Source organism: Brachybacterium sp. GPGPB12, assembly GCF_038396325.1.
GTDB lineage: Bacteria > Actinomycetota > Actinomycetes > Actinomycetales > Dermabacteraceae > Brachybacterium > Brachybacterium conglomeratum.
In genome coordinates, this window is sequence record NZ_CP149573.1 from 3,758,230 (window position 1) to 3,780,329 (window position 22,100).

A 22,100-nucleotide genomic window follows, 5' to 3' on the forward strand; every position below is an offset into this window, starting at 1 on the left:
CGATGCGGCGACCGGCGAATCGCAGGCGGCTGAAGGCGTAGGCGGCCAGGGTGGAGAGGAACACCTGCACCAGGGCGACGGTGCCGCACACGATGATCGTGTTCACGTACCAGCGCAGGAAGGGCCCGCGATCGCCCGCGATCAGGGACTCGTAGTGCACCAGGGAGAAGGCCTTGGGGATCAGGCCGGAGCTGGAGACGGTGCCCAGCGGGTTCACCGAGGCGGAGATGATGAACAGGATGGGGAACACCGCGAAGGCGACGGCGAGGATGCCGACGACGTGGCGCCACCCGACCTCGGCCATCCAGCGGCCGAAGGGCATCCGCCCGCGCGCGGTGACGGAGGTCTGCTGCGAAGTCTGCGTGCTCATGATCGGGCCGCCTCTCAGTTGACGTCTTCGAGGACGCTGGTGAACCGGAACTGGATCGCCGCGAGCACGCCGGTCAGCGCGAACAGGGCGACGGAGACGGCGGAGGCGAAGCCGAAGTCGGCCCCCGAGCCGCCGAAGGCGATGCGGTAGATCATCGAGATCAGGATGTCGGTGCCGCCGCGGGTGTACTCGCCCGGCAGGAACGGACCGCCCTCGGTGAGCGGCTCGATCGCGTTGAAGTTGTTGAAGTTGAAGGCGAAGGAAGCCACCAGCAGCGGGGCCACGGCCACCAGCAGCAGCGGGGTCACCACCTTCACCGTGGTCTGGAAGCGGCTGGCGCCGTCGATGCGGGCCGCCTCCATCACGTCACCGGGGATCGCTTGCAGGGCGCCGGTGGAGACGATGAACATGTAGGGGAAGCCCATCCACAGGTTCGTCAGCAAGCACCGCGATCTTGGCCATCGTCGGATCGCCCAGCCAGTTCACGTTGATGCCGAGGGTGGTGTTGATCAGGCCGAAGTCCTGGTTGTAGAAGTTCGACCACACCAGCAGGGCGATGAAGCCCGGCACCGCGTAGGGCATCAGCAGGATCGAGCGGTACAGGCGGCGGCCCTTCAGCCGCTCGTCGTTGAGGATCAGCGCCAGGGCGAAGCCGACCACGAAGGTCAGCGCCACCGAGCCGAGGGCGAAGACCAGGGTCCAGACGAAGGCGGCGAGGAACTGGCGGGCGATGTTGGAGTCGGTGAACAGGCGCTGGTAGTTGGACCAGCCCACGTTCTGCAGCCAGGACTGGCTGAAGGCGCGCTCGCCGTTCTCGTTCACGAAGTACTCGGAGTCGCCCACGGTGCCGACCGCGTAGACCGCGCCCGTCTGGGTGTCGGTGATGGTGTCGGCGGCCTCGTCGTAGGTCAGCAGGGTGGTGCCCACGTAGGCCTGATTGGCGCCCTGCACCCGCACCGCGGAGTTCTCGTCGACGGGGACGGCGACCTCCTGCGCGCGTTGTAGGCGTCGTTGACCTCGCGCGCCTCGAGGATCGTGTAGCCGGACGCCTCGGTGACGTAGTTGTTCTCGACGGTGACGTCGGCGGCGGGCACCTGGGTCAGCTCGGTCTCCTCGTCGCCGGAGTAGACGACGCCGGTGGCGGGGTCCACCAGGAACAGGGTGAAGGGGCCCTCGACGGGGTCGCCCTGGGTGGCGACCGACATGTTGTACCAGGTGGAGTCGTCGGTCTGGACCACCGAATTGGCGATGATCGAGTTGACCGCCTGCTCCTTGGTGCCGCGGGTGCCGTCGCCGTAGTTGGTGAAGGAGTAGCCCACCGTGAGGATGATCGGGGTGATCAGGAAGACCGCGAGGAAGAAGGTGCCGGGGAAGAGGTACTTCCCGGGGATGAAGCGCTTCGTGGAGTAGATGACGAAGATCGCGATCGCGGCCAGGACCATCACGGCCAGCCACAGCCACTGCTGCTGCTGGATCATCAGCGGCACGGTGAAGGCGGTGACGGCGAGGACGGCGCCGAGGACGATGATGCGCACCAGGACCGCGGGGATCGAGGTGCCGCGCTCGCGGTGCACGGGCGGCAGGGGGCTGGACATGGCGACGGTGCCTTTCACGGGGTGGCGGGTGTGACCGGGCAGGTCGGTCGGACGGGGTGCGACGCCGTGATGTCGCACCCCGTCCGGGGAGCCGGGGAGCGGGCGCCGCCCGCTCCATGGCGGAGAGGGTCAGCCGATCTGGCTGGAGATCTGCTCGCCGGCGGAGGTCATGGTCGACTCGGCGTCCGCGCCGCCGACCAGGTTGGCCTCGGCCTGACCGAGCGGTTCCCAGATGGCGGCCATCTCGGGGATGGCGGGCATCGGGGAGGCGTCCCCGGCGTACTCGGCGATCTTCACGATCTCGGGGTAGTCGGCCGAGAGCTTCTCCTGCGGCTCGAGGTTCACCGGGGGCGACTCGTTGCCGGCGAACATCGCCTCGGCGATGTCGGGGGAGGAGACCACGTCGGTGGCGAACTGCTGGGCGAAGGCCTGGTTGGCGCCGCTGGAGGCGACGAAGAAGGCGTTGACGCCGGCGAAGGGGACCGCCGGGTCCATGCCCTCGAAGCCGGGGACCTGGCTCATGGTGAAGTCGACCTCCGCGGTGCGGATGTCGGCCAGGGCCCAGGGGCCCGAGATCAGGTAGGCGGCGTTGCCGTCGGTGAACAGCGAGATCGCGTTGTCGTTGCTGATGGAGGTCTTCAGCACGCCCTGCTCGCCGAGCTCGACGATCTTCTCGGCCGCGGAGATCGAGCCCTCCTGGCCCACGCCCACGTCGGAGGGGTCGAGGTTGCCCTCGGAGTCCTCGCCGAAGAGGTAGCCGCCGCCGGAGGTGTAGAAGGGTCGCATGTGGTAGGCGTCGCCCTCCTCGCCGACCGGCAGGGACAGCACGTTCTCGGCGCCGCCGGCCTCGCCGGCCTCGACCAGCTCCTCCACGGTGGAGGGCTCGGGCACATCGGTGAGCTCGTTGTTCGCGTAGAGCACCAGGGTCTCCACGGCGTAGGGGGCGCCGTAGGTCTGGCCGTCGTAGGTCACGGCCTCGAGGCCGACCGGGGCGATCGCGTCGGAGGCGCCGGAGGGCAGCCTGCACCGGGGAGATGGCGCTGTTCTGCACCAGGTTCCCGATCCAGTCGTGGGCGGCCACGATCATGTCGGGGCCGTTGCCGGCCTGGTTGGCGGTGATGAAGTTGCCCTGCAGGTCGTCGGCGACGATCTGCACCGCGACGGTGAGGTTGTTGGCCTCGGCCCAGTCCTGCGCCGGGCCCTCGAGGGCGCCGGCCTTGACCTCGTCGGTCCAGATCACGAGGTCGGCATCGGCGCGCTCGGGCGCCGCGCCCTCGGAGGAGCCGCCCGCGTCCGAGCCGCCGGAGGAGCTGTCGGAACCGGAGTCGCTGCCGCCGCCGCAGGCGGCGAGGACACCGGTGGTGGCGGCGATGCCGCTCAGGGCGAGGAAGTTCTTGCGACGGATCTGCACGTCTTCTCCTTCGAATCGTGGTGCACCTGGCCGTCGGTGGCCGTGCGGGTTGGGAGAAAATATAGATCCTCGTCGCCGTCCTGTGCAAGAATCAGCAAGAACTTGCAGGACACGATTCGGACACGGCGCGATGGCGCTCGTGACAAGAGGGGATGAGTGTGATGGCGCGACTCGTCGACATCGCCAAGGCCGCCGGTGTGAGCGAGGCCACGGTCTCCCGGGTGCTCAACGGGCGACCCGGGGTCAACGAGGCCACCAGGCGTTCCGTGATCGAGACGGCCCGCCGGCTGGGGCGGGAGGTCGGCACCGCCGCCACCCGCACCGGGCCGCTGGTCGGGATGCTGGTGCCCGACCTCGACAACCAGGTCTTCACCTCCTGGGCCGAGCGCATCGAGGCCGAGCTCTTCGCGCGCGGGGCCGACTGCCTGGTGGCCATGCGTGCCCGGACCGCTGAACGCGAGCGAGAGATCTTGCAGCGTTTCCTGTCGGTCGGGGTGGACGGCATCATCGTCGTCTCCGGGCACCACGCCCAGGAAGGTGGCCCCATCGACCACTACCGCGAGGTGACCGATACCGGGAGGCCCCTGGTGCTGGTCAACGGCGTGCGCCCGGACCTGGACGCCGCCTACCTGTCCACCGACGACGAGCACGCCGTGCGCGCCACCCTGCAAAGACCTCGAGGACCTCGGCCACCGCCGCATCGGCCTCGCGGTGGGGGACGAGCGCACCTGGCCGGTGCGCGAGAAGGTGCGGGTCTTCGAGGAGGCCTCCGCCGACAGCGACCGCGAGGAGCGCCCCGTCTCCTACACCGACTTCTCCTACGCCGGGGGCTACGAGGCCGCCCGCGACCTGGTCGCCCGCGGCGCCACCGCGATCATGTGCGGGTCCGACGTGATGGCCGCCGGCGCCCTGGAGGCCGTGCGCGCGATGGGCCTGACGATCCCGGGGGACGTCTCCGTGGTCGGCTACGACGACGTGTTCTGGTCGGCCCTGACGAACCCGCCGCTGACCACCATGCGCCAGGCCGTGCCCGCCCTGGCTCGCGCGGCCGTGCGCGCCGCGCTCAGTGGCGGCGAGGAGTCCCGTCGCCCCTCCCGCACCTTGGTGGTGGTGCGGCCGCAGCTCGTCGTCCGCGGCTCCACCGGCTCCGCCCCCGAAGCCTGACCCGGGGCCGCGGACCGGGGGCTTCCTCGCCCCGGTCGGACGCCGCGAGCGACCCCGGCAACGCCGCACGGCACGGTATTCATCACCTGACTTCCATCCCTGGAAGGGAGCCGAGGAGAACCGGCTCCTCCGTCCGGATGTGCGATCATCTCGGGTCGCACTTACCTCGGTGGACGTGCTCACTGAACATGTTCACCACGGTCGGGGAGGTCCGATGCCTGGAACACGGCACGCACAGCGCGCAGGGACGAATCGGCGGGTGATCGCCGCACGACGCCGCCGTCACGGAGGTCGCGGGGTACGAGCCGGAGACCGCCGGGTACGGTGCGCTGGACGTCGCGGACGCCATGCTCGGGCTGGTCGATCCCTTTCTGGGAGCCTGTTCGCGCACCCCGAGCTGTCGCGGTCCTATGTCGCGATCCTCGTGACGGGCCGCTATCCCTCCACCCTGGTCTCCGAGCTCCCCAATCGGCGAACCGCCGACTTCCGGGCTGGCCGCCGTCCTGTCCGGGTCTTCTACTTCCCCGCCGCCGCATCCCACCTGCGGGCGTGCTTCCTCGGTCCCGCCTTCTGGGTGAACTGTCTGGGGATCTTTGCTCCACTCCATCGCCGTGCTGGTGCTCTCCCTGGCCTGGTGAGGCACCCGACGATCCGGCCGTCGTCGGTCGCGTCGGAGGGGCGCGCGGGCGCCGATAGCATGGTGGGCATGACCGATATCGTCGCCGATGTGACCCCCGAAATCACCCCCTCCAGCTACGACGCCGCCCAGCGGCGCAGCGACGCGATCTGGCAGAAGATCGAGAGCGACCCCAGCGGCCTGCGCATGCTCACCGGTGACCGGCCCACCGGCGCCCTGCACATCGGCCACTACTTCGGCTCCCTGCGCAACCGCGTCCGCCTGCAGCAGGCCGGCGTGGAGACCTGGGTGATCGTCGCCGACTACCAGGTGATCACCGACCGCGAGATCCTCGGCGACATCCAGGGCTCCGTGCGCGAGCCGCTCACCGACTACCTCGCCGTCGGCATCGACCCCGAGCGCGCCACGATCTTCACCCACTCGGCGGTGCCCGCCCTGAACCAGCTCATGCCGCCGTTCCTCTCGCTGGTCACCCAGCCGGAGCTGGAGCGGAACCCCACCGTCAAGGCCGAGCTGGCCGCCGCCGGGAAGTCCGCGATGGGCGGGCTCATGCTCACCTATCCCGTGCACCAGGCCGCGGACATCCTCTTCTGCCACGGCAACCTCGTGCCCGTCGGCAAGGACCAGCCGCCCCACATCGAGCAGACCCGCGTCATCGCCCGGCGCTTCAACGAGCGCTATGCGGGCGGCGAGGAGTACTTCCCCGAGCCCGATGCGCCGCTCTCCGAGTCGCCGACGATCCTGGGGCTGGACGGCGAGAACAAGATGAGCAAGTCGCTGGGCAACACCGTCATGTCGCGGATGGGCGAGGCCGAGACGATCAAGAAGATCAAGAAGGCCAAGACCGACGCCGACCGGCAGATCACCTACGACCCCGAGAACCGCCCCGAGGTCGCGAACCTGCTCACGATCGCCGCGCAGTCCACCGGCCGCACCCCCGAGGACATCGCCGAGGAGATCGGCGACCGCGGCGCGGGGACCCTGAAGATCTTCACCGCCGAGGCCCTGAACGCCCACCTCGCCCCGCCGCGCGCCCGCCGCGCCGAGCTCGAGCAGGATCCCGGTTACCTGATGCAGGTGTCGCGCGCCGGCAACGAGCGCGCGAACGCCGCGGCCGACGAGACCCTCCAGCGCGTGCGCGAGTTCATGGGGATGGTCTACTGACCGCTCCTGCCCAGGGACGGGCCCGTGACCTGCGCAGGCGGGCCACGGGCCCGTCCTCGTCCGCGGCCCGCGCCCGGGCGGGCGCGCCCGGTGCCGGCTCAGAAACGGCTCGAGCCGCCCGCCCCGGAGAACCCGCCGCCGGAGTAGCCCGTCACGCCGCCGCCTCCCGAGGAGGGCGAGCGGTGCGTCTCGAGCGCGGAGCCGGACTCCTGGTGCCAGCTCGAATACCACAGCACGGGGCTGAGTCGCCAGAGGCCCGGTGACGTCCCGGGGGCCAGCGCGTGACGTCGGGCGCGCAGGGAGCGGTACTCCCCGCCGTCCGCGTCCTCGAAGGCGTCGCGCAAGACCTCGCGCTCGTCATCGTCCTCGGCGAGCACGTCGATGCGGTGCTCGGCAAGCTCCTCGACCGCGGCCGAGAGCTCCCGGGTGAGGGTGTCGAGCTCCTCGAGGGCCGAGTCGGGATCGATCGCGTCGTCCTCGAGTCGAGCGGTGAGCCGATCCAGCTCGCGGGCGATCCCGTCGCCGAGCGTCAGCAGACGGTCCGCGGATGCCTGCTCGGCAGTGCTCATCTCCCCGCGGTCCTCCTCGACCTCCCCGAGGGCGGCGAGGAGTCGCGCAGCGGTTCGAGCTCCCGGTCCCAGACTGCTCGCCATTCCCCGCTGCGATGGAGCAGATCGGCGGCGGCGAGGATGTCGTCGTCGGCGTCGTCGAGCCGTTCCACCACGCGCTCGAAGTCCGCGGCCGTCGCCCGCTCGCGGCCGCGCAGGCCCCACGCCCAGCGGCGCTTGGCAGGCTCTGGGAGGGCGGCGCGGAGCCGGGCCGCCTCCTCGAGGTCCTGGGAGAACCGCACGTGGGCGAGAACCGCGACCTGCGCGTAGGCGGAGTGCTCGGGCAGAGTGCGCGCCGCGGCGTCGGTGATCGCGCGCTTGGTCAGGACGTCCCGGTGTCGAGGCAGGGCACGATCCACCCGGCGCCGTGCTGCGAGACGCGGCCCGAGGGTCGAGACCGCCGCGACGACGGCTCCGACCACGACGGCCGCCGCGGCGACGAGCGCGGCGGGATGACGCCACCAGGGACGGTGCAGGAGTGAGGCGTACTTCTTCGCACCCGCCTCGAGCGATCCGTCCCAGTCCGCGTCCCGGGCGGGATCGCGCATCGCGTCCTGGACCGCCTCGAAGTCGCTGTCCGAGAGCTTCACGTCCTCGCCGGCATAGGAGCCCAGGAAGCGGTTGTTCGGATCCAGGGCGAGGATCACCGTCCCGTCGGCCCAGTGCGAGCCGTCGGCGGAGAGCAGCGAGGGGTCGGAGCCGCGGGCGTGGTCGAGCACCGCGTCGTTCAGCGCCCTGTCGTCCGCCGGGTCCAGGCCGTGCTCGGTGACGTCCAGGACGAGCACGACCAGGCGCACCTCGGTGCGGAAGTCGATCTCCGCGAGGCGGTGCTCGAGGATCTCCGGGTCCACGGAGCGGGTGGTGTCGGTGACCTCGACGGAGGCCGGCGGCTCGGCACGCGCGGGTGCGGTGGCGAGCGCCGCCGGCAGGAGGACGGCCAGGAGCGCGAGCAGCAGCAGGACGGTCCTCGAGGGACGGCGGGTGCGGGGTGCGCCGAGAGCGGCGGAGGACGGACGCGACGTGGACATGGGGCGACCGTAACGGCTCGACCGGCGGGAAGGGGGACGACCTCCGTCGGTGTCGGGCCCTCCTCCCGTCGACCTGCGGAAGAACCCTGGGAGTCTCCGCGGCCGCTCCCGTCAGCCGCTCCCGTCGGCGTCCCGTGGGTCGCCCGTCGAACTCCCGAACCCTTCACGCCCCGCCCCGTTATGATCGACGCAAGAAACCCTTGGCCCCGCACCGTGCGGGGCCCGACGAGGAGGTACCGCATGCCCGTCTACGAGAACGTCTCCGATCTGGTGGGTCGCACCCCGCTGGTGAAGCTCAACCGCCTGGGCGACGACGTACGCGCGACCGTCCTGGCCAAGCTCGAGTTCTACAACCCCGCCAACTCCGTCAAGGACCGCATCGGCGTGGCCATGATCGATGCCGCGGAGAAGTCCGGCGAGCTGAAGCCCGGCGGGACCATCGTCGAGGCGACCTCCGGCAACACCGGCATCGCGCTGGCCATGATCGGAGGCTCCCGCGGCTACAAGGTCGTCCTCACCATGCCCGAGTCGATGTCCAAGGAGCGGCGGATGTCGCTGCGCGCCTACGGCGCCGAGCTGGTCCTCACCGAGGCCGCCAAGGGCATGAAGGGCGCGGTCGAGAAGGCCGAGGAGATCGCGGCGGAGACCGGCGCCGTGCAGGTCAAGCAGTTCGACAACCCCGCGAACCTCGACATCCACCGCCGCACCACCGCCGAGGAGATCTGGGCGGACACCGAGGGCGAGGTCGACGCGGTCGTCGCCGGCATCGGCACCGGCGGCACCATCTCCGGCATCGGCCAGGTGCTCAAGGAGCGCAAGGGCGAGGTGAAGGTCTTCGCCGTCGAGCCCGAGGAGTCCGCGATCCTCAACGGCGGCCAGCCCGGCCCCCACAAGATCCAGGGCATCGGCGCGAACTTCGTGCCCTCGATCCTGGACCGCGAGGTCTACGACGAGGTGCTCGACATCGACGCCGAGACCGCGATGGAGCGGGCCCGCTCCGTGGCCCGCGGCGAGGGCCTGCTGGTGGGCATCTCCTCCGGCGCCGCGATCGAGGCCGCCGCCCGCGTCGGCGCCCGCGAGGAGTTCGCCGGGAAGACCATCGTGGTGATCGTGCCCTCCTTCGGCGAGCGTTACCTCTCCACGCCGCTGTTCGCGCAGTACGCGGACTGAGGAAGGACGCCATGGCCGCCCTGGACCGGGTGATGGGCGTCGTCGCGAGCGTCCGGGAGGACCTCGCGGCGGCGCACCGCCGCGACCCTGCGGCGACCGACGACCTCGCGATCCTGCTGACCTCCCCGGGGCCGCACGCGATCTGGACCCACCGCGTGGCGCATCGGCTCTGGGCGCGCGGTGCGAAGTCGCCCGCCCTCGTCCTCGCCCAGGGCTCGCGCTCGGTGACCGGCATCGAGATCCATCCCGGCGCCATGATCGGCCGGCGCTTCTTCATCGACCACGGCATGGGCGTCGTGATCGGCGAGACCGCCGAGGTGGGCGACGACGTGATGCTCTACCACGGCGTGACCCTGGGCGGCCGGTCGATGGAGCGGGTCAAGCGCCATCCCACGGTCGGCGACGGCGTGGTGATCGGGGCCGGTGCCCGGGTGCTCGGCCCGATCACCCTCGGCGAGGGCTCCCAGGTCGGGGCCAACGCCGTGGTCGTCAAGGACGTCCCGGCCCGGGCGACCGCCGTCGGCATCCCGGCGACGATCCGCCCCGAGGCCGCGCATCCCGAGGAGCACACCGACCCGGCGATCTGGATCTGATCCGGAGCCGACGACCCGCGGGGCCCCTGGCCTCGCGGGTCGCGCGCGCCCGCCGGGACCGCTGCGCTCAGGCGCCGAAGGGATCGAGGAACGAGGTCCCGCCGACGCGGTGGAGGCGACGCTCCCAGGCGGGCAAAGACCTCGTGCGCGTCCTCGGCCAGGACGTGGTCGAACAGCTCCGAGGAGCCGTGCGGAGGAGCGATGTCCACCAGCACCGTCGTCGCCCCGTGCTCCCGGGCCAGCGGCGCGAGCCGCGCCGCGGGGAAGACGACCCCGCTGGTGCCGACGACGACGAGGAGATCCGCACGCGCGCGAGGCGCATGGCGAGCTCGAGCGCGCGGAGGGCAGCCGCTCGTCGAAGAGCACCACGTCCGGGCGGGTCGGCTCCCCGCGCGCGGGCAGTGACCGGGCACGCCGTGGTCCTCGGGGAGGATCCCTCGCCCGGTGCGAGCACCGCCCGCCAGTCGCAGCGCCGCCCCAGGCACACCGCGTGCAGGGCGGCGCCGTGGAGCTCGGCGACGACCTCGCTGCCCGCGGCCTGGTGCGGCCCGTCGACGTTCTGGGTGATCACCGGTGCACCGAGGCGGGCGATCGCCCGGTGCCCCGGAGTGGGGCCGTGCGCGAGCGCGATCGAGGCCATCCGCCCCCACACGGCCCACAGCGCGGCAGGGAGCCCGGCGGCAGCGAGGCGTGCATCGCCTGCTCGGTCTCCGGCTCGAGGGCCCACAGGCCCTCCGGGCCGCGGAAGGTGCCCAGTCCCGTGCGGGCGCTGAGCCCGGAGCCCGTGAGGAAGACGACCTCACGGTGCTCCGGTCCCGGGACGAAGGGAGCGGCCGTGCTCACCACTCCTCGTGCTCGCGGGAGTCCCAGGCGGCGTCCTCCCCGAGGTCGAGGGTGGCCAGCAGCGCACGGTCCTCGTCGTCCAGGGAGATCCCCTCGAGCGTCGCGTTGGTGCGCTGACGGGTCGGGTCCTGCGACTTCGGGATCACGACGATGTCCTGGTCCGCAGCCCAGCGCAGCGAGATCTGCGAGGTGCTCACGCCGTGCTTCTCGGCGACGCGGCGCGGCGCGAACTGCTCGCCGAGGCCCTCGCGGCCGCCGAGCGGGCCCCAGGCCTGGGTGACGATGCCGTGCTCGCGATGGAAGGCGACGGCTTCCCGCCGCCGCAGGGCGGGGGAGAGCTGGATCTGGTTCACCTCGGGCGCGACGCCGGTCTCGTCGATCAGCGCGCTGCAGCCGCTCGGGGCGGAAGTTCGAGACGCCGATGTGCTGGGTCAGGCCCTGCTCCTTCAGCTCGACGAGGGTGCGCCAGGTGTCCAGGGCGAGGCCCCGCGACGGGTTCGGCCAGTGGATGAGGGTCAGGGCCACGCGGGGCAGGCCCAGGCGGCGCAGCGAGCCGAGCAGGCCCTCGCGGGCCTCCTCCCGGCCCTGGTCGCCGCCGGCGATCTTGGTGGTGATCAGCGCCTCGTCGGGGTCCAGGCCGCTGTCGCGCAGACCCTGGCCGACGGCGGCCTCGTTGCCGTACTGGGCGGCGGTGTCGACGAGCCGGTAGCCGGCGCGCGGCGCCGCCGCGACCGCGTCGGCGCCGCCGGTGCCCTTCATGCCGGAGGTGCCGAAGCCGATCAGCGGGAAGACGGTGCCGTCGGCGAGGGCGGTGGTGGGGATGGACAGCTCGGACACGGATCCTCCTGGATGACGGTAGCGGGTGCTCCCAGCGTATCGATCATCCCGCCCCGGTGCTCTGCTAGCGTCCGGCAGGACGAGGACGTCGACCCGCGAGGAGAGCGCAAGCATGAGCGGCACCGGCACGGCCCCGACCCCGGAGGCGGCCCCCGCCGCGGGCGTACACGGGGTGCACGACGAGATCTCGCCGCGCGCACCGTCCTCGTCCACCGGCCCGGCCGCGAGCTCGAGCGTCTCACCCCGGACACCCGCGAGGAGCCGCTCTTCGACGAGGTGCTGTGGCGGGACCGCGCCGAGGCTCAGCACGACGAGTTCACCCGCCTCCTGGGCGGCCAGGGGGTCGAGGTCCTCCAGCCGCGGGACCTGCTCGTCGACATCCTGCGGGACGTGGGGCCGCGGGAGCACCTGCTCGCCCGCGCCCTCGACCCCGCCGTGCTCGGCGACATCGCCGTCCAGGACCTGCGCGGAGGGCTCGCCGACCTCGACGCCGAGGCGCTCGCGGACGTGCTGATCGGCGGGATCACCGTCGGCGAGCTGAGGACGCTCGGGGCGGAGCCGCGCTCGATCGCGCGCCGCAGCGGGTGGGGGAGGAGCACCTCGTGCTCGACCCGCGCCCAACCACCTGTTCACCCGCGACACCTCCGCCTGGATCGGCGACGTGGTCTCGGTCGGCGCCATGCGACGCTCGGCCCGGCGACGGGAGAGCCTCCACCTGGAGATGGTCTACCGCCACCATCCGCGCTTCGCCCGGCCCGGCGGTCCGCGGCGCCTGCTCGGCCGCGACGGCGCCGGGGCGGCGAGCGTCGAGGGAGGCGACGTGATGATGCTGTCCCCGCGCACGGTCGCGATCGGGATGTCGGAGCGCACCAGCGCCGTCGGCGTCGAGCGCCTCGCCGCCGCCCTCCTCGCCGACGACGCGGTGGACCGGGTGATCGCGATCGCGCCGCCCCACCGCCGCGCGATGATGCACCTGGACACCGTCACGACCGTCGTCGACGAGGAGTCGATGCTCCGCTTCGGCCCCCTGCCGGCGCTGGAGACCTTCGAGATCGAGCGGCTCGGCGACCGGCTGGTCTCCCGGGCGCGGTCGGCCGACGAGATGGACGCCGTGCTCGCCCGCGGGCTCGGGGTCCCCTCCCTGCGGGTGCTCACCCCTCCGCTGGACGCCTACGCCGCCGCGCGCGAGCAGTGGGACGACGGGTGCAACGTGCTCGCCCTCGCACCGGGCAGGGTCATCGCCTACGAGCGGGCCGCGGCGACCAACGACTACCTCCGCGCCCAGGGTGTGGAGGTGCTCGAGTTCGCGGGCGACGAGCTGGGGCGCGGTCGGGGCGGTCCGCGCCGCATGAGTCGCCCCGTCGCACGCGGCTGAGCGTCGCCGTCGCTGAGCGCGGCGCCCTCAGCGGCGCGTCGGGGGCGGCGGGTCCTCCGCGGTCTGCAGGGTCGTCTCCTGGGCGGGCGGCGGCTCGCGCAGCGAGCGCTCCAGCAGCGAGCCGCTGGGTGCCGAACTCCTCGAGCCCCTTGCGCACCGTGAACCCGAGCTTGCGCAAGAGGGCGACGCCGCGCTTGTTGCGGGTCTGGCTGATCGCGATGACGACCTCGTCCGCGAGCTCGCGGCGCGCCCAGTCCAGCGGCCGCGATGCAGGACTCCGCGGCGTAGCCCAGACCGGTCCATTCGGGCAGCAGCGCGTAGGACAGCTCCAGCTCCCCGCGGTCGTAGTCCAGCGTGATCGAGCCGATCATCGTGTCGTCCTCGGCCAGGGCGAGCACCCAGCGCCCCCAGGTGATGCCCAGCGGGGAGAGCTCGAGCGCCTGGCGGGAGGCGTAGTCCACGGCGCCGCCGAGGTACTCGCGGGTGACCGGGTCGGTCATCAGCCGGATCAGCGCGGTGCGGTCGGCGTCGCCCGGCGGCCGGATCACGAGTCGGGGACTGCGGATCCGGACGGGCCACTCGGCGGTGCCTTCCTTCGTCACGACCACCACGGTACAAGCACCGGGCCGGTCGCGCCCGTCGGGGTCCGCGTCTCCGTGGCGACGGGGTGCGACGAGGACCGCGAGGCGTGTCCGGGTTCGGTATGGTGACTCTGCGGCACATCGGTGTGCCGCCGAGCGTCGGTGCCCGGTCCCGCACCGGGCCTCGCGAGTCGGTCGTGACGAACATTCACGCAGTCCCCGGACGAGTAGGAGCACCATGGTCGACCAGGACCTTCGCAGCACGGCACTGGAGGCGGTCCACGAGTCGCTCGGAGCGACGTTCACGGATTTCGCGGGATGGCGGATGCCGGTCCGATACGACTCGGACCTCGCCGAGCACAGGGCGGTGCGCGAGAGCGCAGGCCTCTTCGACCTCAGCCACATGGGCGAGATCCACCTGCGCGGGCCGCAGGCGGGCGAGGCCCTCGACCACGCCATGGCCGGCAAGCTCTCCGCCGTGGCCGTCGGCCGGGCGAAGTACACCCTGCTCCTGACGGAGCAGGGCGGGGTGATCGACGACGTGATCGTCTACCGGCTCGCCGAGGACCACTTCCTCGTCGTCGCCAACGCCTCCAATGCCGTCGTCGACGCCGAGGAGATCCGTGCCCGCGTCGCGGGCTTCGACGTCGAGGTCGACGACGCCTCGGACCGCACCTCCCTGATCGCGGTGCAGGGCCCCGCCAGTGAGCAGATCCTGCTGGACCTGCTGGACGCCGAGGACTCCGGCGTCGAGGGCGTCACCGCCGAGGACATCACCTCGATGAAGTACTACCGCTTCGCCGAGGGCACCTACCGCGGCGGCGACCTGCTCGTGGCCCGCACCGGCTACACCGGCGAGGACGGCTTCGAGCTGTACGTCGGCGACGACTCCGCCGAGGAGCTCTGGAAGGCCCTCACCGCCGTCGGCGGGGACCGGATCGTGCCCTGCGGCCTCGCCTGCCGCGACACCCTCCGCCTCGAGGCCGGCATGCCGCTGTACGGCAACGAGCTGAGCCGGGACCTGCTGCCCGCCCAGGCTGGCATGGGCCGCGTCGTCGCGCTCTCCTCCAAGGGCGACTTCGTCGGCCGGGAAGCCACCGAGGCGGCGCAGACCGAGGGACTGCCCGTCCTGGTGGGCCTCGCGGCCGAGGGCCGCCGGGCCGCCCGCGCCGGCTCCGCCGTCCGCGACGGGGAGGGGAACGAGATCGGCGCCGTCACCTCCGGCGTGCTCTCGCCGACCCTCGGCCATCCCATCGCGCTGGCCTACATCGACCCCTCCCACCGCGAGGTCGGCACCGAGCTGGTGGTCGACGTGCGTGGCAAGGACCTGCCGGTCCGCGTCGTCGAGACGCCCTTCTACCGCCGCGGCTGAGCGGCTCCGAGTTCCCCGACCGTCCCCAGGAAGGACCACAGCAATGTCCGCAGAACTCCTCTACAGCAAGGACCACGAGTGGGTCCGCGTCGAGTCCGACGGCGTCGCCGTCATCGGCGTGACCGACTTCGCCGCCGAGCGGCTCGGCGACGTCGTCTACGTCGACCTGCCCGAGGTCGGTTCCGAGATCACCTCCGGCACCGAGATGGGCGAGATCGAGTCGACCAAGTCCGTCTCCGATCTCTTCTCGCCGATCAGCGGCACCGTCTCCGAGACCAATCAGGCCGTCGTCGACGAGCCCGAGCTCGTGAACTCCTCACCCTTCGAGGAGGGATGGCTGATCAAGGCCACCTTCGAGGCGTCGCCCGACGACCTGCTCAGCGCCGAGGAGTACAAGGCCCTCACCCAGTCCTGAGCATGCAGGGGCGGCCCGGCGCCGGGCCGCCCCGCGCCCAGGCCACGACCCCGCACCTCCACGTAGAACCCCAGGGACACGCCTTCATGACCGCAACGCCTGCGCTCGATCACGACTCCTTCGTCCGCCGCCACGTCGGCACCGACCCCGGCGCCCAGCGCCACATGCTCGAGGTCCTGGGCTACGAGTCCCTGGACGAGATCTTCGCGGGCCGCGGTGCCCTCCACGATCCTGCTGGACGAGGAGGCGCTCGACGCGACCTCCGTCCCCGACGGGATCACCGAGCCCGCCGCGCTCGAAGAGCTCCGCGCCCTCGCGGACCGCAACACCGTGCACCGCTCCCTGATCGGCCTCGGCTACCACGGCACCCACACCCCCGCCGTCATCCAGCGCAATGTGCTGGAGAACCCCGCCTGGTACACCGCCTACACCCCGTACCAGCCCGAGATCTCGCAGGGCCGACTCGAGGCGCCGCTGACCTTCCAGACCATGGTCTGCGACCTCACCGGGATGGACGTCTCGGGCGCCTCCACCCTCGACGAGGCGACCTCCGCGGCGGAGGCGCTGATGCTCGCCCGCCGCACCGCCAAGCGCAACGGGAACGTCTTCCTCGTCGACGCCGACGCGCGCCGGCCACCAAGGCGGTGCTCGCAGGGCCGCGCCGACGGGCTCGGCATCGAGTCGCGCGAGGTCGACTTCCGCACGGGCGGCGCCCCCGAGGGCGACTACTTCGGCGCCCTGATCCAGTACCCCGGCGCCTCCGGCCGCATCTGGGACCCGCGCGACGTCATCGCCGAGGTCAGGTCCACCAAGGCCGTCGCGATCGTCGCCGCGGACCTGCTCTCCCTGACCATGCTCGCCTCCCCGGGCTCGCTCGGCGCCGACGTCACCGTCGGCACCACCCAGCGCTTCGGCATCCCGCTCGGATTCGGCGGCCCGCACGCCGGCTTCGTCGCCGTGCGCAAGGGCCTCGAGCGGCGGCTGCCCGGCCGCCTGGTCGGCGTCTCCCGCGACGCCGACGGCAACCCCGCCTACCGCCTCTCCCTGCAGACCCGCGAGCAAGACATCCGCCGCGACAAGGCCACCAGCTCCATCACCACCGCGCAGGGTCTCGCTGGCCGTGATGGCCGCGATGTACGCCGTCTACCACGGCCCGGAGGGGCTGACCCGGATCGGTCGCGCGGTCGCCGACCGCACCGCCTCCCTCGCCGACCTCCTGCGCCGCGGCGGCTTCGAGCTGGTCGCGGAGTCCTTCTTCGACACCCTCGAGGTGCGGGCCACCGGCACCGCCTCCGACATCGCCGCCTCCCTGCGCGAGGCCGGGTTCGTGGTCCGCGTCCTCGGCGACGACGTGGTCCACCTGTCGCTGGACGAGACGATCACCGCCGCGGACCTGCAGGCGATCGCCGCGGCCTTCGCCCCGCATGCCCCGACCCCCGGCCAGGAGCTCGCCGAGGTCGGCTCCGGGGCCGGCTGGGAGGGCCTGGTGCGCGAGGACCCCTTCCTGCGCCACCCGGTGTTCTCCTCCTTCCGCTCCGAGACCGCGATGATGCGCTACCTGCGCCGCCTCTCCGACCGGGACTTCGCGCTGGACCGCGGCATGATCCCGCTGGGCTCGTGCACGATGAAGCTCAACGCCGCCACCGAGATGGCCGGCATCACCTGGGCCGAGTTCAACGGGATCCACCCCTTCGCCCCGGCCGAGGACGTGACGGGCTATCTCGACCTCATCACCCAGCTCGAGACCTGGCTGACGGACCTGACCGGCTACGACACGGTCTCCCTGCGACCCAACGCGGGCTCGCAGGGCGAGTTCGCGGGCCTGCTGGCGATCCGCGCGTATCACGCCTCCCGCGGCGAGTCCTCCCGCGACGTGTGCCTCGTGCCGAGCTCCGCCCACGGCACCAACGCCGCCAGCGCCGTGAACGCGGGCCTGCGCGTCGTGGTCGTCGCCTCGGACGCGAAGGGCAACATCGACCTCGAGGACCTGGGGCAGAAGATCAAGGACCACGGCGACGAGCTCGCCGCCATCATGATCACCTACCCCTCCACGCACGGCGTGTACGAGGAGCAGGTGCGCACCGTGTGCGAGCTGGTGCACGACGCGGGCGGCCAGGTCTACGTCGACGGCGCGAACCTCAACGCGCTGCTGCAGGTGGCGCGCCCCGGCGAGTTCGGCGGCGACGTCTCCCACCTGAACCTCCACAAGACCTTCTGCATCCCGCACGGCGGCGGCGGCCCGGGCGTCGGCCCGGTCGCGGCGAAGGCGCACCTGGCGCCGTTCCTGCCCGGTCACCCCGAGATCCAGCGCGAGTCGCACCCGGTCGCCGGGGCGGGGGAGCAGGTCCACGGCGGGGCGCCCGTCTCGCAGGCACCCTACGGCTCGCCGTCGATCCTGCCGATCACCTGGACCTACATCCGCCTGATGGGGCCGGACGGGTCGCGCCACGCCACCGCCTCGGCGGTGCTCGCGGCGAACTACATGGCCCGCCGCCTCTCCGAGTCCTACGAGATCCTGTACACCGGTGAGAACGGGCTGGTCGCCCACGAGTGCATCGTGGACCTGCGCCCCTTCACCGAGCGCACCGGGATCACCGTCGACGACGTCGCCAAGCGCCTCATCGACTTCGGCTTCCACGCCCCGACCATGTCCTTCCCCGTCGCGGGGACGCTCATGGTCGAGCCCACCGAGTCCGAGGACCTCGCCGAGATCGACCGCTTCGTCGAGGCGATGCTGATGATCGCGAAGGAGGCCGACGAGGTGATCGCCGGCACCTGGCCCGCCGAGGACAACCCGCTGGTGAACGCGCCGCACACGGCCTCGTCGATCGCGACGGGGGAGTGGACCCACCCCTACTCCCGCGAGATCGCCGTCTACCCCGGCTCCTGGACCGCGCCCGAGGACGACTCCGTCCACGACAGCGCCCAGATGCGGATCCAGTCGAAGTACTGGCCGCCGGTGCGTCGCATCGACCAGGCCTGGGGCGACCGCAACCTGGTGCCCACCTGGCCGCTGGACTGACCGCGGCAAATCCCGCCCCTCGCCCGCCCGGACCGCTCCCGCGGCCCGGGCGGGCGAGTTCGTGAACTGCTGTGACGGCCCGGCTCGCGTCCGGGCCGCCCCTGCTCATAGGCTCGGCCCATGACCGAGATCCTCACCACCCACGCCGGCTCCCTGCCTCGCACCCCGGAGCTCATCGCCGCCAACGCCGCCCGCCCCGTCGGCGAGGACGGGCTGACCCCCGCCCCCACCGACGAGTTCCGCGAGGTGTCGCGCCAGGCCGTCGTCGACGTCGTCGCGAAGCGAGCGCGAGATCGGGATCTCGATCCCCAACGACGGCGAGTACGGGCACCTGATGGGCTCGGCCGTGAACTACGGCTCCTGGTGGTCCTACATCTTCGACCGGGTCAGCGGCCTGGAGATCACAGGCAGCGACTACTTCTCCTCCGAGCCGGTGCGCTCCACCCCCGGGAACGTGCGCCTGACCACCTTCCCCGATCGCCGGGACTGGACGCTCTTCGCGGAGGCGTACCAGGACCCGACCTCGGGCATCACCGTCGGCTCCCAGCCCACCTTTCCCGCCGCGACCTCCGCGATCGCCTACTCCGACACCGGTCGCGAGCTGGTCGCGCAGGACGTGGCGAACTTCCGCGCCGCGCTCGACTCCGCCGGCTACGCGAACGGCTACCTCGCCGCGCTGTCCCCGGGCTCCGGCTCCCGCATCACCGACGACCACTACGGCGACGAGGACGCCTTCCTCGACGCCTGGGTCGAGGTGATGCGTCCCGAGTACGAGGCGATCGCCGCCGCGGGCCTGACCGTGCAGATCGACGACCCGTCGATCGCCGAGAACTGGGACCAGATCAACCCCGAGCCCTCCGTCGCCGACTACCTCGAGTTCACCCGCAAGCGCGTCGACGCCGTCAACCGGGCGCTGGTCAACGTACCGACCGAGCAGACCCGCTTCCACCTGTGCTGGGGCTCCTGGCACGGCCCGCACACCACCGACATCGAGTTCCGCCACATCGCGCCGCTGCTGCTCGAGATCGACGCGAAGTACTACTCCTTCGAGGCCGCCAACGTGCGCCACGAGCACGAGTGGACCGTGTGGCAGGACCTCGAGCCGCCGGAGGACAAGGTGATCGTCCCCGGCATCGTCTCCCACGCCACCAACGTCGTCGAGCACCCCGAGCTGGTCGCCCAGCGACTGGAGCGCTTCGCGCGGATCGTCGGCCCCGAGCGCGTGATCGGCTCGACCGACTGCGGGCTCGGCGGGCGCATCCACCCGCAGATCGCCTGGGCGAAGCTCGCCTCGCTCGTGGAGGGCGCGGCCCTCGCCTCCTCCCGGCTGTGAACCCGGCGCGCCGCTGAGCCCCACTGGGTCCTGATCGGAGGCGGTCGGGACCCCGCGCCCGGGCTCGCGGGCGGGGCGAGAGTTCACCGCCTGGTCGACGACACGTCACGCCCCGGTGGGGCCGCGGAGACCTGGGCGGCGGAGCATCGGGGGCGTGAGGATCCTCGTCGTCGCCGAATCGTTCCTGCCGCACATGAACGGGGTCACCAACTCGGTGCTCCGCGTCGTCGACCACTTCGCCGCCTCGGGCGATGATCTCGGGATCATCGCCCCGAAGTGGCCCGGGGCCGACAAGCACCTGCGCACCTCCTGCGGACGCAGGGTCCGGGTGCGCCGCATCGCCTCCGCCCCCATGCCGGGCTACACCGAGGTGCGCATCGCCACCGCCAGCGCCGCCACCCTGCGCCGTCGCATCGACGAGTTCGCGCCCGATGTCATCCACCTCGCCTCGCCGATGATCCTCGGCGGCCGCGCCGTGGTCGCGGCGCAGAAGGCCGGGGTGCCGACGGTCGCCGTGTACCAGACCGACATCCCCGGCTACACGGCCCGCTACGGCATGCCCTTCCTCGAGAACGCCTCCTGGCGCTCGCGCGCGACGTGCACAACCGCGCCACCCTCAACCTCGCCCCCTCCACCGCGACCCGCGACCAGATGCTCGAGCACGGCATCGAGCGGGTCCACCTGTGGCGACGCGGCGTGGACACCTCGCTGTTCTCCCGCTCGCTGCGCAGTGCGAGGTCGCGGGCCCGCTACGCCGAGCCGGAGGAGAAGCTCGTGGTCTACGTGGGCCGGCTCGCCCCCGAGAAGCAGGTCGCCGATCTGCGCGTCGCGCACGACATGCCCGGGGTGCGCCTGCTGATCGTCGGCGACGGCCCCGAGCGGGACGCCCTGCGTCGCGACATGCCCCGGGCGCGCTTCGCCGGCTTCCGCTCCGGCACGGACCTCGCCGCGCACCTCGCCAGCGCCGACCTCTTCGTCCACCCCGGCGAGCTCGAGACCTTCGGGCAGACGATCCAGGAGGCCATGGCCTCCGGACTGCCCGTCATCGCACCGCGCCGGGGAGGACCGGTGGATCTGGTCACCCCGAGCCGCACCGGCTGGCTGTACACCCCGGGGATGCTCGACGAGCTCCGCGACCGCGCCGCGGACCTGCTCTTCGACGACGCTAAGCGCGAGGCCTTCGGCACGGCGGCGCTGGAGTCCGTGCGCAAGCGCACCTGGCCGGTGCTCAGCGAGCGGCTGCGCGGCTACTACCGCCGGGCGATCGAGGAGCACGCCCAAGTGCCCGCTCGCTGAGCCGCCGTCACATTCCGCCACACAGCTCGCGGGGAGGGGTCGCTGCGGGGTGGACTGAGTCCTGTCGCCGATCGGCGGCACGTGACCCGGCTCCACTGCGGAAAGGACAACATCATGGCGCGGCGCACTCGTCGCCCGCTCATCGGCGTGACCGCGGGGACCCGCACCATGATGTCCGGCGCCTGGGAGGGTCACGACGCCGTCGTCGTCAACGAGCACTACGTCCGCGCACTGCGCGAGGCCGGCGCCCGGCCCGTGATCCTCTCCCCGCAGGACCCCTGGACCGAGGAGGAGCTCGCCGAGCTCGACGGCCTCGTCCTCACCGGCGGCACCGACCTCGACCCCGCGGCCTTGGGCGAGGACGCGCTCGGGACCGACATGACCCCGGACCCCGCCCGCGACGCCTTCGAGACCACGCTCTACCGCACCGCCCGACGCGTCGGCGTGCCCGTGCTCGGGATCTGCCGCGGCCTGCAGATCATCACGATCGCCGAGGGCGGCCGGTCGCACCGCCACCTGCCGGAGGACGTCCCCGCCCACCCGACCACCGGGCTCGCCCCCACTGCGGTCGACGTCGAGATCGACGCGGCCAGCGACCTCGCCCTCGCCCTCGGCACCTCGGCCCGGGTCACCGCCTTCCACCACCAGGGCGTGCGCGAGGTCCGCGGCGACCTGCGCATCGTCGCGCGGCACGCGAGCGGTCTCCCGCTCGCGGTCGAGGCCGCCTCGGGCAGCGGCGTGATCGGGGTGCAGTGGCATCCCGAGATCGACGGCGAGAGCGGCGCTGCGGTGTTCGAGAGCCTGCTCACCGCGATCCGGCACCGGGACGTGGCGGCGAGCGACCGCGCACTGGTCTAGGATGGACCCGGTCGCCCGCGCCTGATGACGGGCGCCGTGGACGCCGCACCACCGGTCGCGGACCGGCAGAGTCAGGAAAGAAGGCGGCGATGAGCAACGAGCACGTCGCGGACACGAGCCGCGCGCGGGTGCACCAGGACGAGAACATGACCTCGAAGGGCAACAACGTCGTCCTGTCGGTGGTGCTGTTCCTCGTGCTGTTCGGCCTGTTCGTCGCCGGCCTCTACGTGATGGCGATGTTCACCGCCGTGACCTTCATCGCGGGCCTGGCCATGTGCCTGGTGGCGCTGTTCGTCACCTTCGACCTGGTGCCGCGCTTCCTCACCTGAGCCCTCGCTCCTCATCCTCCACCGTGCCCGGCGGCCCTCGCGGCGGCCGGGCACGGTCATGTCCGGGACGCTCCTGCCCGGCCCGACCGCCCGGGAGAG

The 22,100-nt window shown here is 72.2% G+C and carries 19 protein-coding genes and 6 pseudogenes; 15 read left to right on the plus strand and 10 right to left on the minus strand.

Annotation, left to right across the window (positions count from 1 at the left end; genetic code table 11):
• Nucleotides 1–200: 200 nt before the first annotated feature.
• Nucleotides 201–392 carry a hypothetical protein gene (locus WKH84_RS21855; RefSeq protein WP_341855095.1) on the plus strand — a complete coding sequence of 64 codons (192 nt, stop codon included), beginning with the start codon at nucleotides 201–203 and terminating at the stop codon, nucleotides 390–392.
• Here the strand turns inward: WKH84_RS21855 and WKH84_RS21860 are convergent.
• From WKH84_RS21860 to WKH84_RS21875, 4 genes are all read right to left on the minus strand, one after another.
• Nucleotides 385–813, minus strand: coding sequence for an ABC transporter permease subunit (locus WKH84_RS21860; RefSeq protein ID WP_341855096.1), 429 nt, complete (start codon nucleotides 811–813; stop codon nucleotides 385–387). The two genes, WKH84_RS21855 and WKH84_RS21860, sit on opposite strands and share 8 nt — an antisense overlap.
• On the minus strand, nucleotides 737–1,321 hold the full coding sequence (locus tag WKH84_RS21865; RefSeq protein ID WP_341855097.1) for a hypothetical protein: 585 nt from the start codon (nucleotides 1,319–1,321) through the stop codon (nucleotides 737–739). Before WKH84_RS21865 ends, WKH84_RS21860 begins: the two co-directional genes overlap by 77 nt.
• Entirely contained in the window at nucleotides 1,279–1,965 is a 687-nt protein-coding gene (locus WKH84_RS21870; RefSeq protein WP_341855098.1) for a hypothetical protein, read from the minus strand. The genes WKH84_RS21865 and WKH84_RS21870 overlap by 43 nt, the downstream gene beginning before the upstream one ends.
• 129 nt (nucleotides 1,966–2,094) lie before the next feature.
• Nucleotides 2,095–2,937, minus strand: coding sequence for an extracellular solute-binding protein (locus tag WKH84_RS21875; protein ID WP_341855099.1), 843 nt, complete (start codon nucleotides 2,935–2,937; stop codon nucleotides 2,095–2,097).
• A 600-nt stretch (nucleotides 2,938–3,537) separates the two neighbouring features.
• On the opposite strand from WKH84_RS21875, the pseudogene WKH84_RS21880 reads away from it, so the two are divergent.
• The 3 genes and pseudogenes from WKH84_RS21880 to trpS all read left to right on the plus strand — a co-directional run.
• Nucleotides 3,538–3,609 (plus strand): annotated as a pseudogene (locus WKH84_RS21880) (LacI family DNA-binding transcriptional regulator); the annotation flags it as partial.
• 478 nt (nucleotides 3,610–4,087) lie between these two features.
• Nucleotides 4,088–4,540 carry a substrate-binding domain-containing protein gene (locus WKH84_RS21885; protein WP_341855100.1) on the plus strand — a complete coding sequence of 151 codons (453 nt, stop codon included), beginning with the start codon at nucleotides 4,088–4,090 and terminating at the stop codon, nucleotides 4,538–4,540.
• A gap of 706 nt (nucleotides 4,541–5,246) precedes the next feature.
• Nucleotides 5,247–6,341 (plus strand): tryptophan--tRNA ligase, encoded by a 1,095-nt coding sequence (gene trpS / locus WKH84_RS21890; protein ID WP_341855101.1) that lies wholly within the window; start codon nucleotides 5,247–5,249, stop codon nucleotides 6,339–6,341.
• A 98-nt stretch (nucleotides 6,342–6,439) separates the two neighbouring features.
• On the opposite strand, the gene WKH84_RS21895 is transcribed toward trpS, so the two are convergent.
• On the minus strand, nucleotides 6,440–6,910 hold the full coding sequence (locus tag WKH84_RS21895) for a hypothetical protein (RefSeq protein ID WP_341855102.1): 471 nt from the start codon (nucleotides 6,908–6,910) through the stop codon (nucleotides 6,440–6,442).
• On the minus strand, nucleotides 6,907–7,977 hold the full coding sequence (locus WKH84_RS21900; RefSeq protein ID WP_341855103.1) for a DUF5129 domain-containing protein: 1,071 nt from the start codon (nucleotides 7,975–7,977) through the stop codon (nucleotides 6,907–6,909). Before WKH84_RS21900 ends, WKH84_RS21895 begins: the two co-directional genes overlap by 4 nt.
• 240 nt (nucleotides 7,978–8,217) lie before the next feature.
• On the opposite strand from WKH84_RS21900, the gene cysK reads away from it, so the two are divergent.
• Nucleotides 8,218–9,147 carry a cysteine synthase A gene (cysK, locus tag WKH84_RS21905; protein WP_341855104.1) on the plus strand — a complete coding sequence of 310 codons (930 nt, stop codon included), beginning with the start codon at nucleotides 8,218–8,220 and terminating at the stop codon, nucleotides 9,145–9,147.
• 11 nt (nucleotides 9,148–9,158) lie between these two features.
• Nucleotides 9,159–9,740 (plus strand): serine O-acetyltransferase EpsC, encoded by a 582-nt coding sequence (gene epsC, locus WKH84_RS21910; protein ID WP_341855105.1) that lies wholly within the window; start codon nucleotides 9,159–9,161, stop codon nucleotides 9,738–9,740.
• A 67-nt stretch (nucleotides 9,741–9,807) separates the two neighbouring features.
• Here epsC and WKH84_RS21915 read toward each other — a convergent pair whose 3' ends face one another.
• The 3 genes and pseudogenes from WKH84_RS21915 to WKH84_RS21925 form a co-directional block, all read right to left on the minus strand.
• The gene (locus WKH84_RS21915) at nucleotides 9,808–10,311 is read right to left on the minus strand and encodes a Sir2 family NAD-dependent protein deacetylase (RefSeq protein ID WP_341855106.1); all 504 of its coding nucleotides are present in this window, start codon (nucleotides 10,309–10,311) and stop codon (nucleotides 9,808–9,810) included.
• Nucleotides 10,312–10,579: 268 nt separating this feature from the next.
• On the minus strand, nucleotides 10,580–10,936 hold the full coding sequence (locus WKH84_RS21920) for an aldo/keto reductase (RefSeq protein WP_341857006.1): 357 nt from the start codon (nucleotides 10,934–10,936) through the stop codon (nucleotides 10,580–10,582).
• Nucleotides 10,937–11,018: 82 nt separating this feature from the next.
• Nucleotides 11,019–11,534 (minus strand): annotated as a pseudogene (locus WKH84_RS21925) (aldo/keto reductase); the annotation flags it as partial.
• Between WKH84_RS21925 and WKH84_RS21930 the strand changes: the two are divergent.
• Both WKH84_RS21930 and WKH84_RS21935 read left to right on the plus strand, forming a co-directional pair.
• Nucleotides 11,433–11,786: pseudogene (locus tag WKH84_RS21930) on the plus strand (arginine deiminase family protein); the annotation flags it as partial. The pseudogenes WKH84_RS21925 and WKH84_RS21930 sit on opposite strands and share 102 nt — an antisense overlap.
• A gap of 295 nt (nucleotides 11,787–12,081) precedes the next feature.
• A complete protein-coding gene (locus WKH84_RS21935) occupies nucleotides 12,082–12,795 on the plus strand; it encodes an arginine deiminase family protein (RefSeq protein ID WP_341855107.1) in 714 nt (237 codons plus the stop codon).
• On the opposite strand, the gene WKH84_RS21940 is transcribed toward WKH84_RS21935, so the two are convergent.
• Complete coding sequence (locus tag WKH84_RS21940) at nucleotides 12,690–13,397, minus strand: GNAT family N-acetyltransferase (RefSeq protein ID WP_341855108.1); 708 nt, start codon at nucleotides 13,395–13,397, stop codon at nucleotides 12,690–12,692. The two genes, WKH84_RS21935 and WKH84_RS21940, sit on opposite strands and share 106 nt — an antisense overlap.
• A gap of 217 nt (nucleotides 13,398–13,614) precedes the next feature.
• Here WKH84_RS21940 and gcvT point away from each other — a divergent pair, with 217 nt between their 5' ends.
• The 7 genes and pseudogenes from gcvT to WKH84_RS21975 all read left to right on the plus strand — a co-directional run bounded on the left by gcvT (nucleotide 13,615) and on the right by WKH84_RS21975 (nucleotide 22,001).
• A complete protein-coding gene (gene gcvT / locus WKH84_RS21945) occupies nucleotides 13,615–14,748 on the plus strand; it encodes a glycine cleavage system aminomethyltransferase GcvT (protein WP_308740505.1) in 1,134 nt (377 codons plus the stop codon).
• Nucleotides 14,749–14,791: 43 nt separating this feature from the next.
• On the plus strand, nucleotides 14,792–15,163 hold the full coding sequence (gcvH, locus tag WKH84_RS21950; RefSeq protein WP_341855109.1) for a glycine cleavage system protein GcvH: 372 nt from the start codon (nucleotides 14,792–14,794) through the stop codon (nucleotides 15,161–15,163).
• Between the two features lie 86 nt (nucleotides 15,164–15,249).
• A pseudogene (gene gcvP / locus WKH84_RS21955) lies at nucleotides 15,250–18,185 on the plus strand (aminomethyl-transferring glycine dehydrogenase).
• A 120-nt stretch (nucleotides 18,186–18,305) separates the two neighbouring features.
• A pseudogene (locus tag WKH84_RS21960) lies at nucleotides 18,306–19,518 on the plus strand (cobalamin-independent methionine synthase II family protein).
• 154 nt (nucleotides 19,519–19,672) lie between these two features.
• Nucleotides 19,673–20,814 (plus strand): annotated as a pseudogene (locus WKH84_RS21965) (glycosyltransferase family 1 protein).
• Nucleotides 20,815–20,928: 114 nt separating this feature from the next.
• Entirely contained in the window at nucleotides 20,929–21,672 is a 744-nt protein-coding gene (locus tag WKH84_RS21970; RefSeq protein WP_341855110.1) for a gamma-glutamyl-gamma-aminobutyrate hydrolase family protein, read from the plus strand.
• Between the two features lie 89 nt (nucleotides 21,673–21,761).
• Entirely contained in the window at nucleotides 21,762–22,001 is a 240-nt protein-coding gene (locus WKH84_RS21975) for a hypothetical protein (RefSeq protein WP_308740511.1), read from the plus strand.
• Nucleotides 22,002–22,100 lie beyond the last annotated feature (99 nt).

Excerpts from the sequence above, each read along its gene's own strand:
- trpS (WP_341855101.1), top strand. The coding sequence starts at position 5,247 with ATGACCGATATCGTCGCCGATGTGACCCCCGAAATCACCCCCTCCAGC.
- WKH84_RS21970 (WP_341855110.1), top strand. The coding sequence starts at position 20,929 with ATGGCGCGGCGCACTCGTCGCCCGCTCATCGGCGTGACCGCGGGGACC.
- WKH84_RS21895 (WP_341855102.1), bottom strand. The coding sequence starts at position 6,910 with ATGAGCACTGCCGAGCAGGCATCCGCGGACCGTCTGCTGACGCTCGGC.
- epsC (WP_341855105.1), top strand. The coding sequence starts at position 9,159 with ATGGCCGCCCTGGACCGGGTGATGGGCGTCGTCGCGAGCGTCCGGGAG.
- WKH84_RS21900 (WP_341855103.1), bottom strand. The coding sequence starts at position 7,977 with ATGTCCACGTCGCGTCCGTCCTCCGCCGCTCTCGGCGCACCCCGCACC.
- WKH84_RS21975 (WP_308740511.1), top strand. The coding sequence starts at position 21,762 with ATGAGCAACGAGCACGTCGCGGACACGAGCCGCGCGCGGGTGCACCAG.
- WKH84_RS21870 (WP_341855098.1), bottom strand. The coding sequence starts at position 1,965 with ATGTCCAGCCCCCTGCCGCCCGTGCACCGCGAGCGCGGCACCTCGATC.
- cysK (WP_341855104.1), top strand. The coding sequence starts at position 8,218 with ATGCCCGTCTACGAGAACGTCTCCGATCTGGTGGGTCGCACCCCGCTG.
- gcvH (WP_341855109.1), top strand. The coding sequence starts at position 14,792 with ATGTCCGCAGAACTCCTCTACAGCAAGGACCACGAGTGGGTCCGCGTC.
- gcvT (WP_308740505.1), top strand. The coding sequence starts at position 13,615 with ATGGTCGACCAGGACCTTCGCAGCACGGCACTGGAGGCGGTCCACGAG.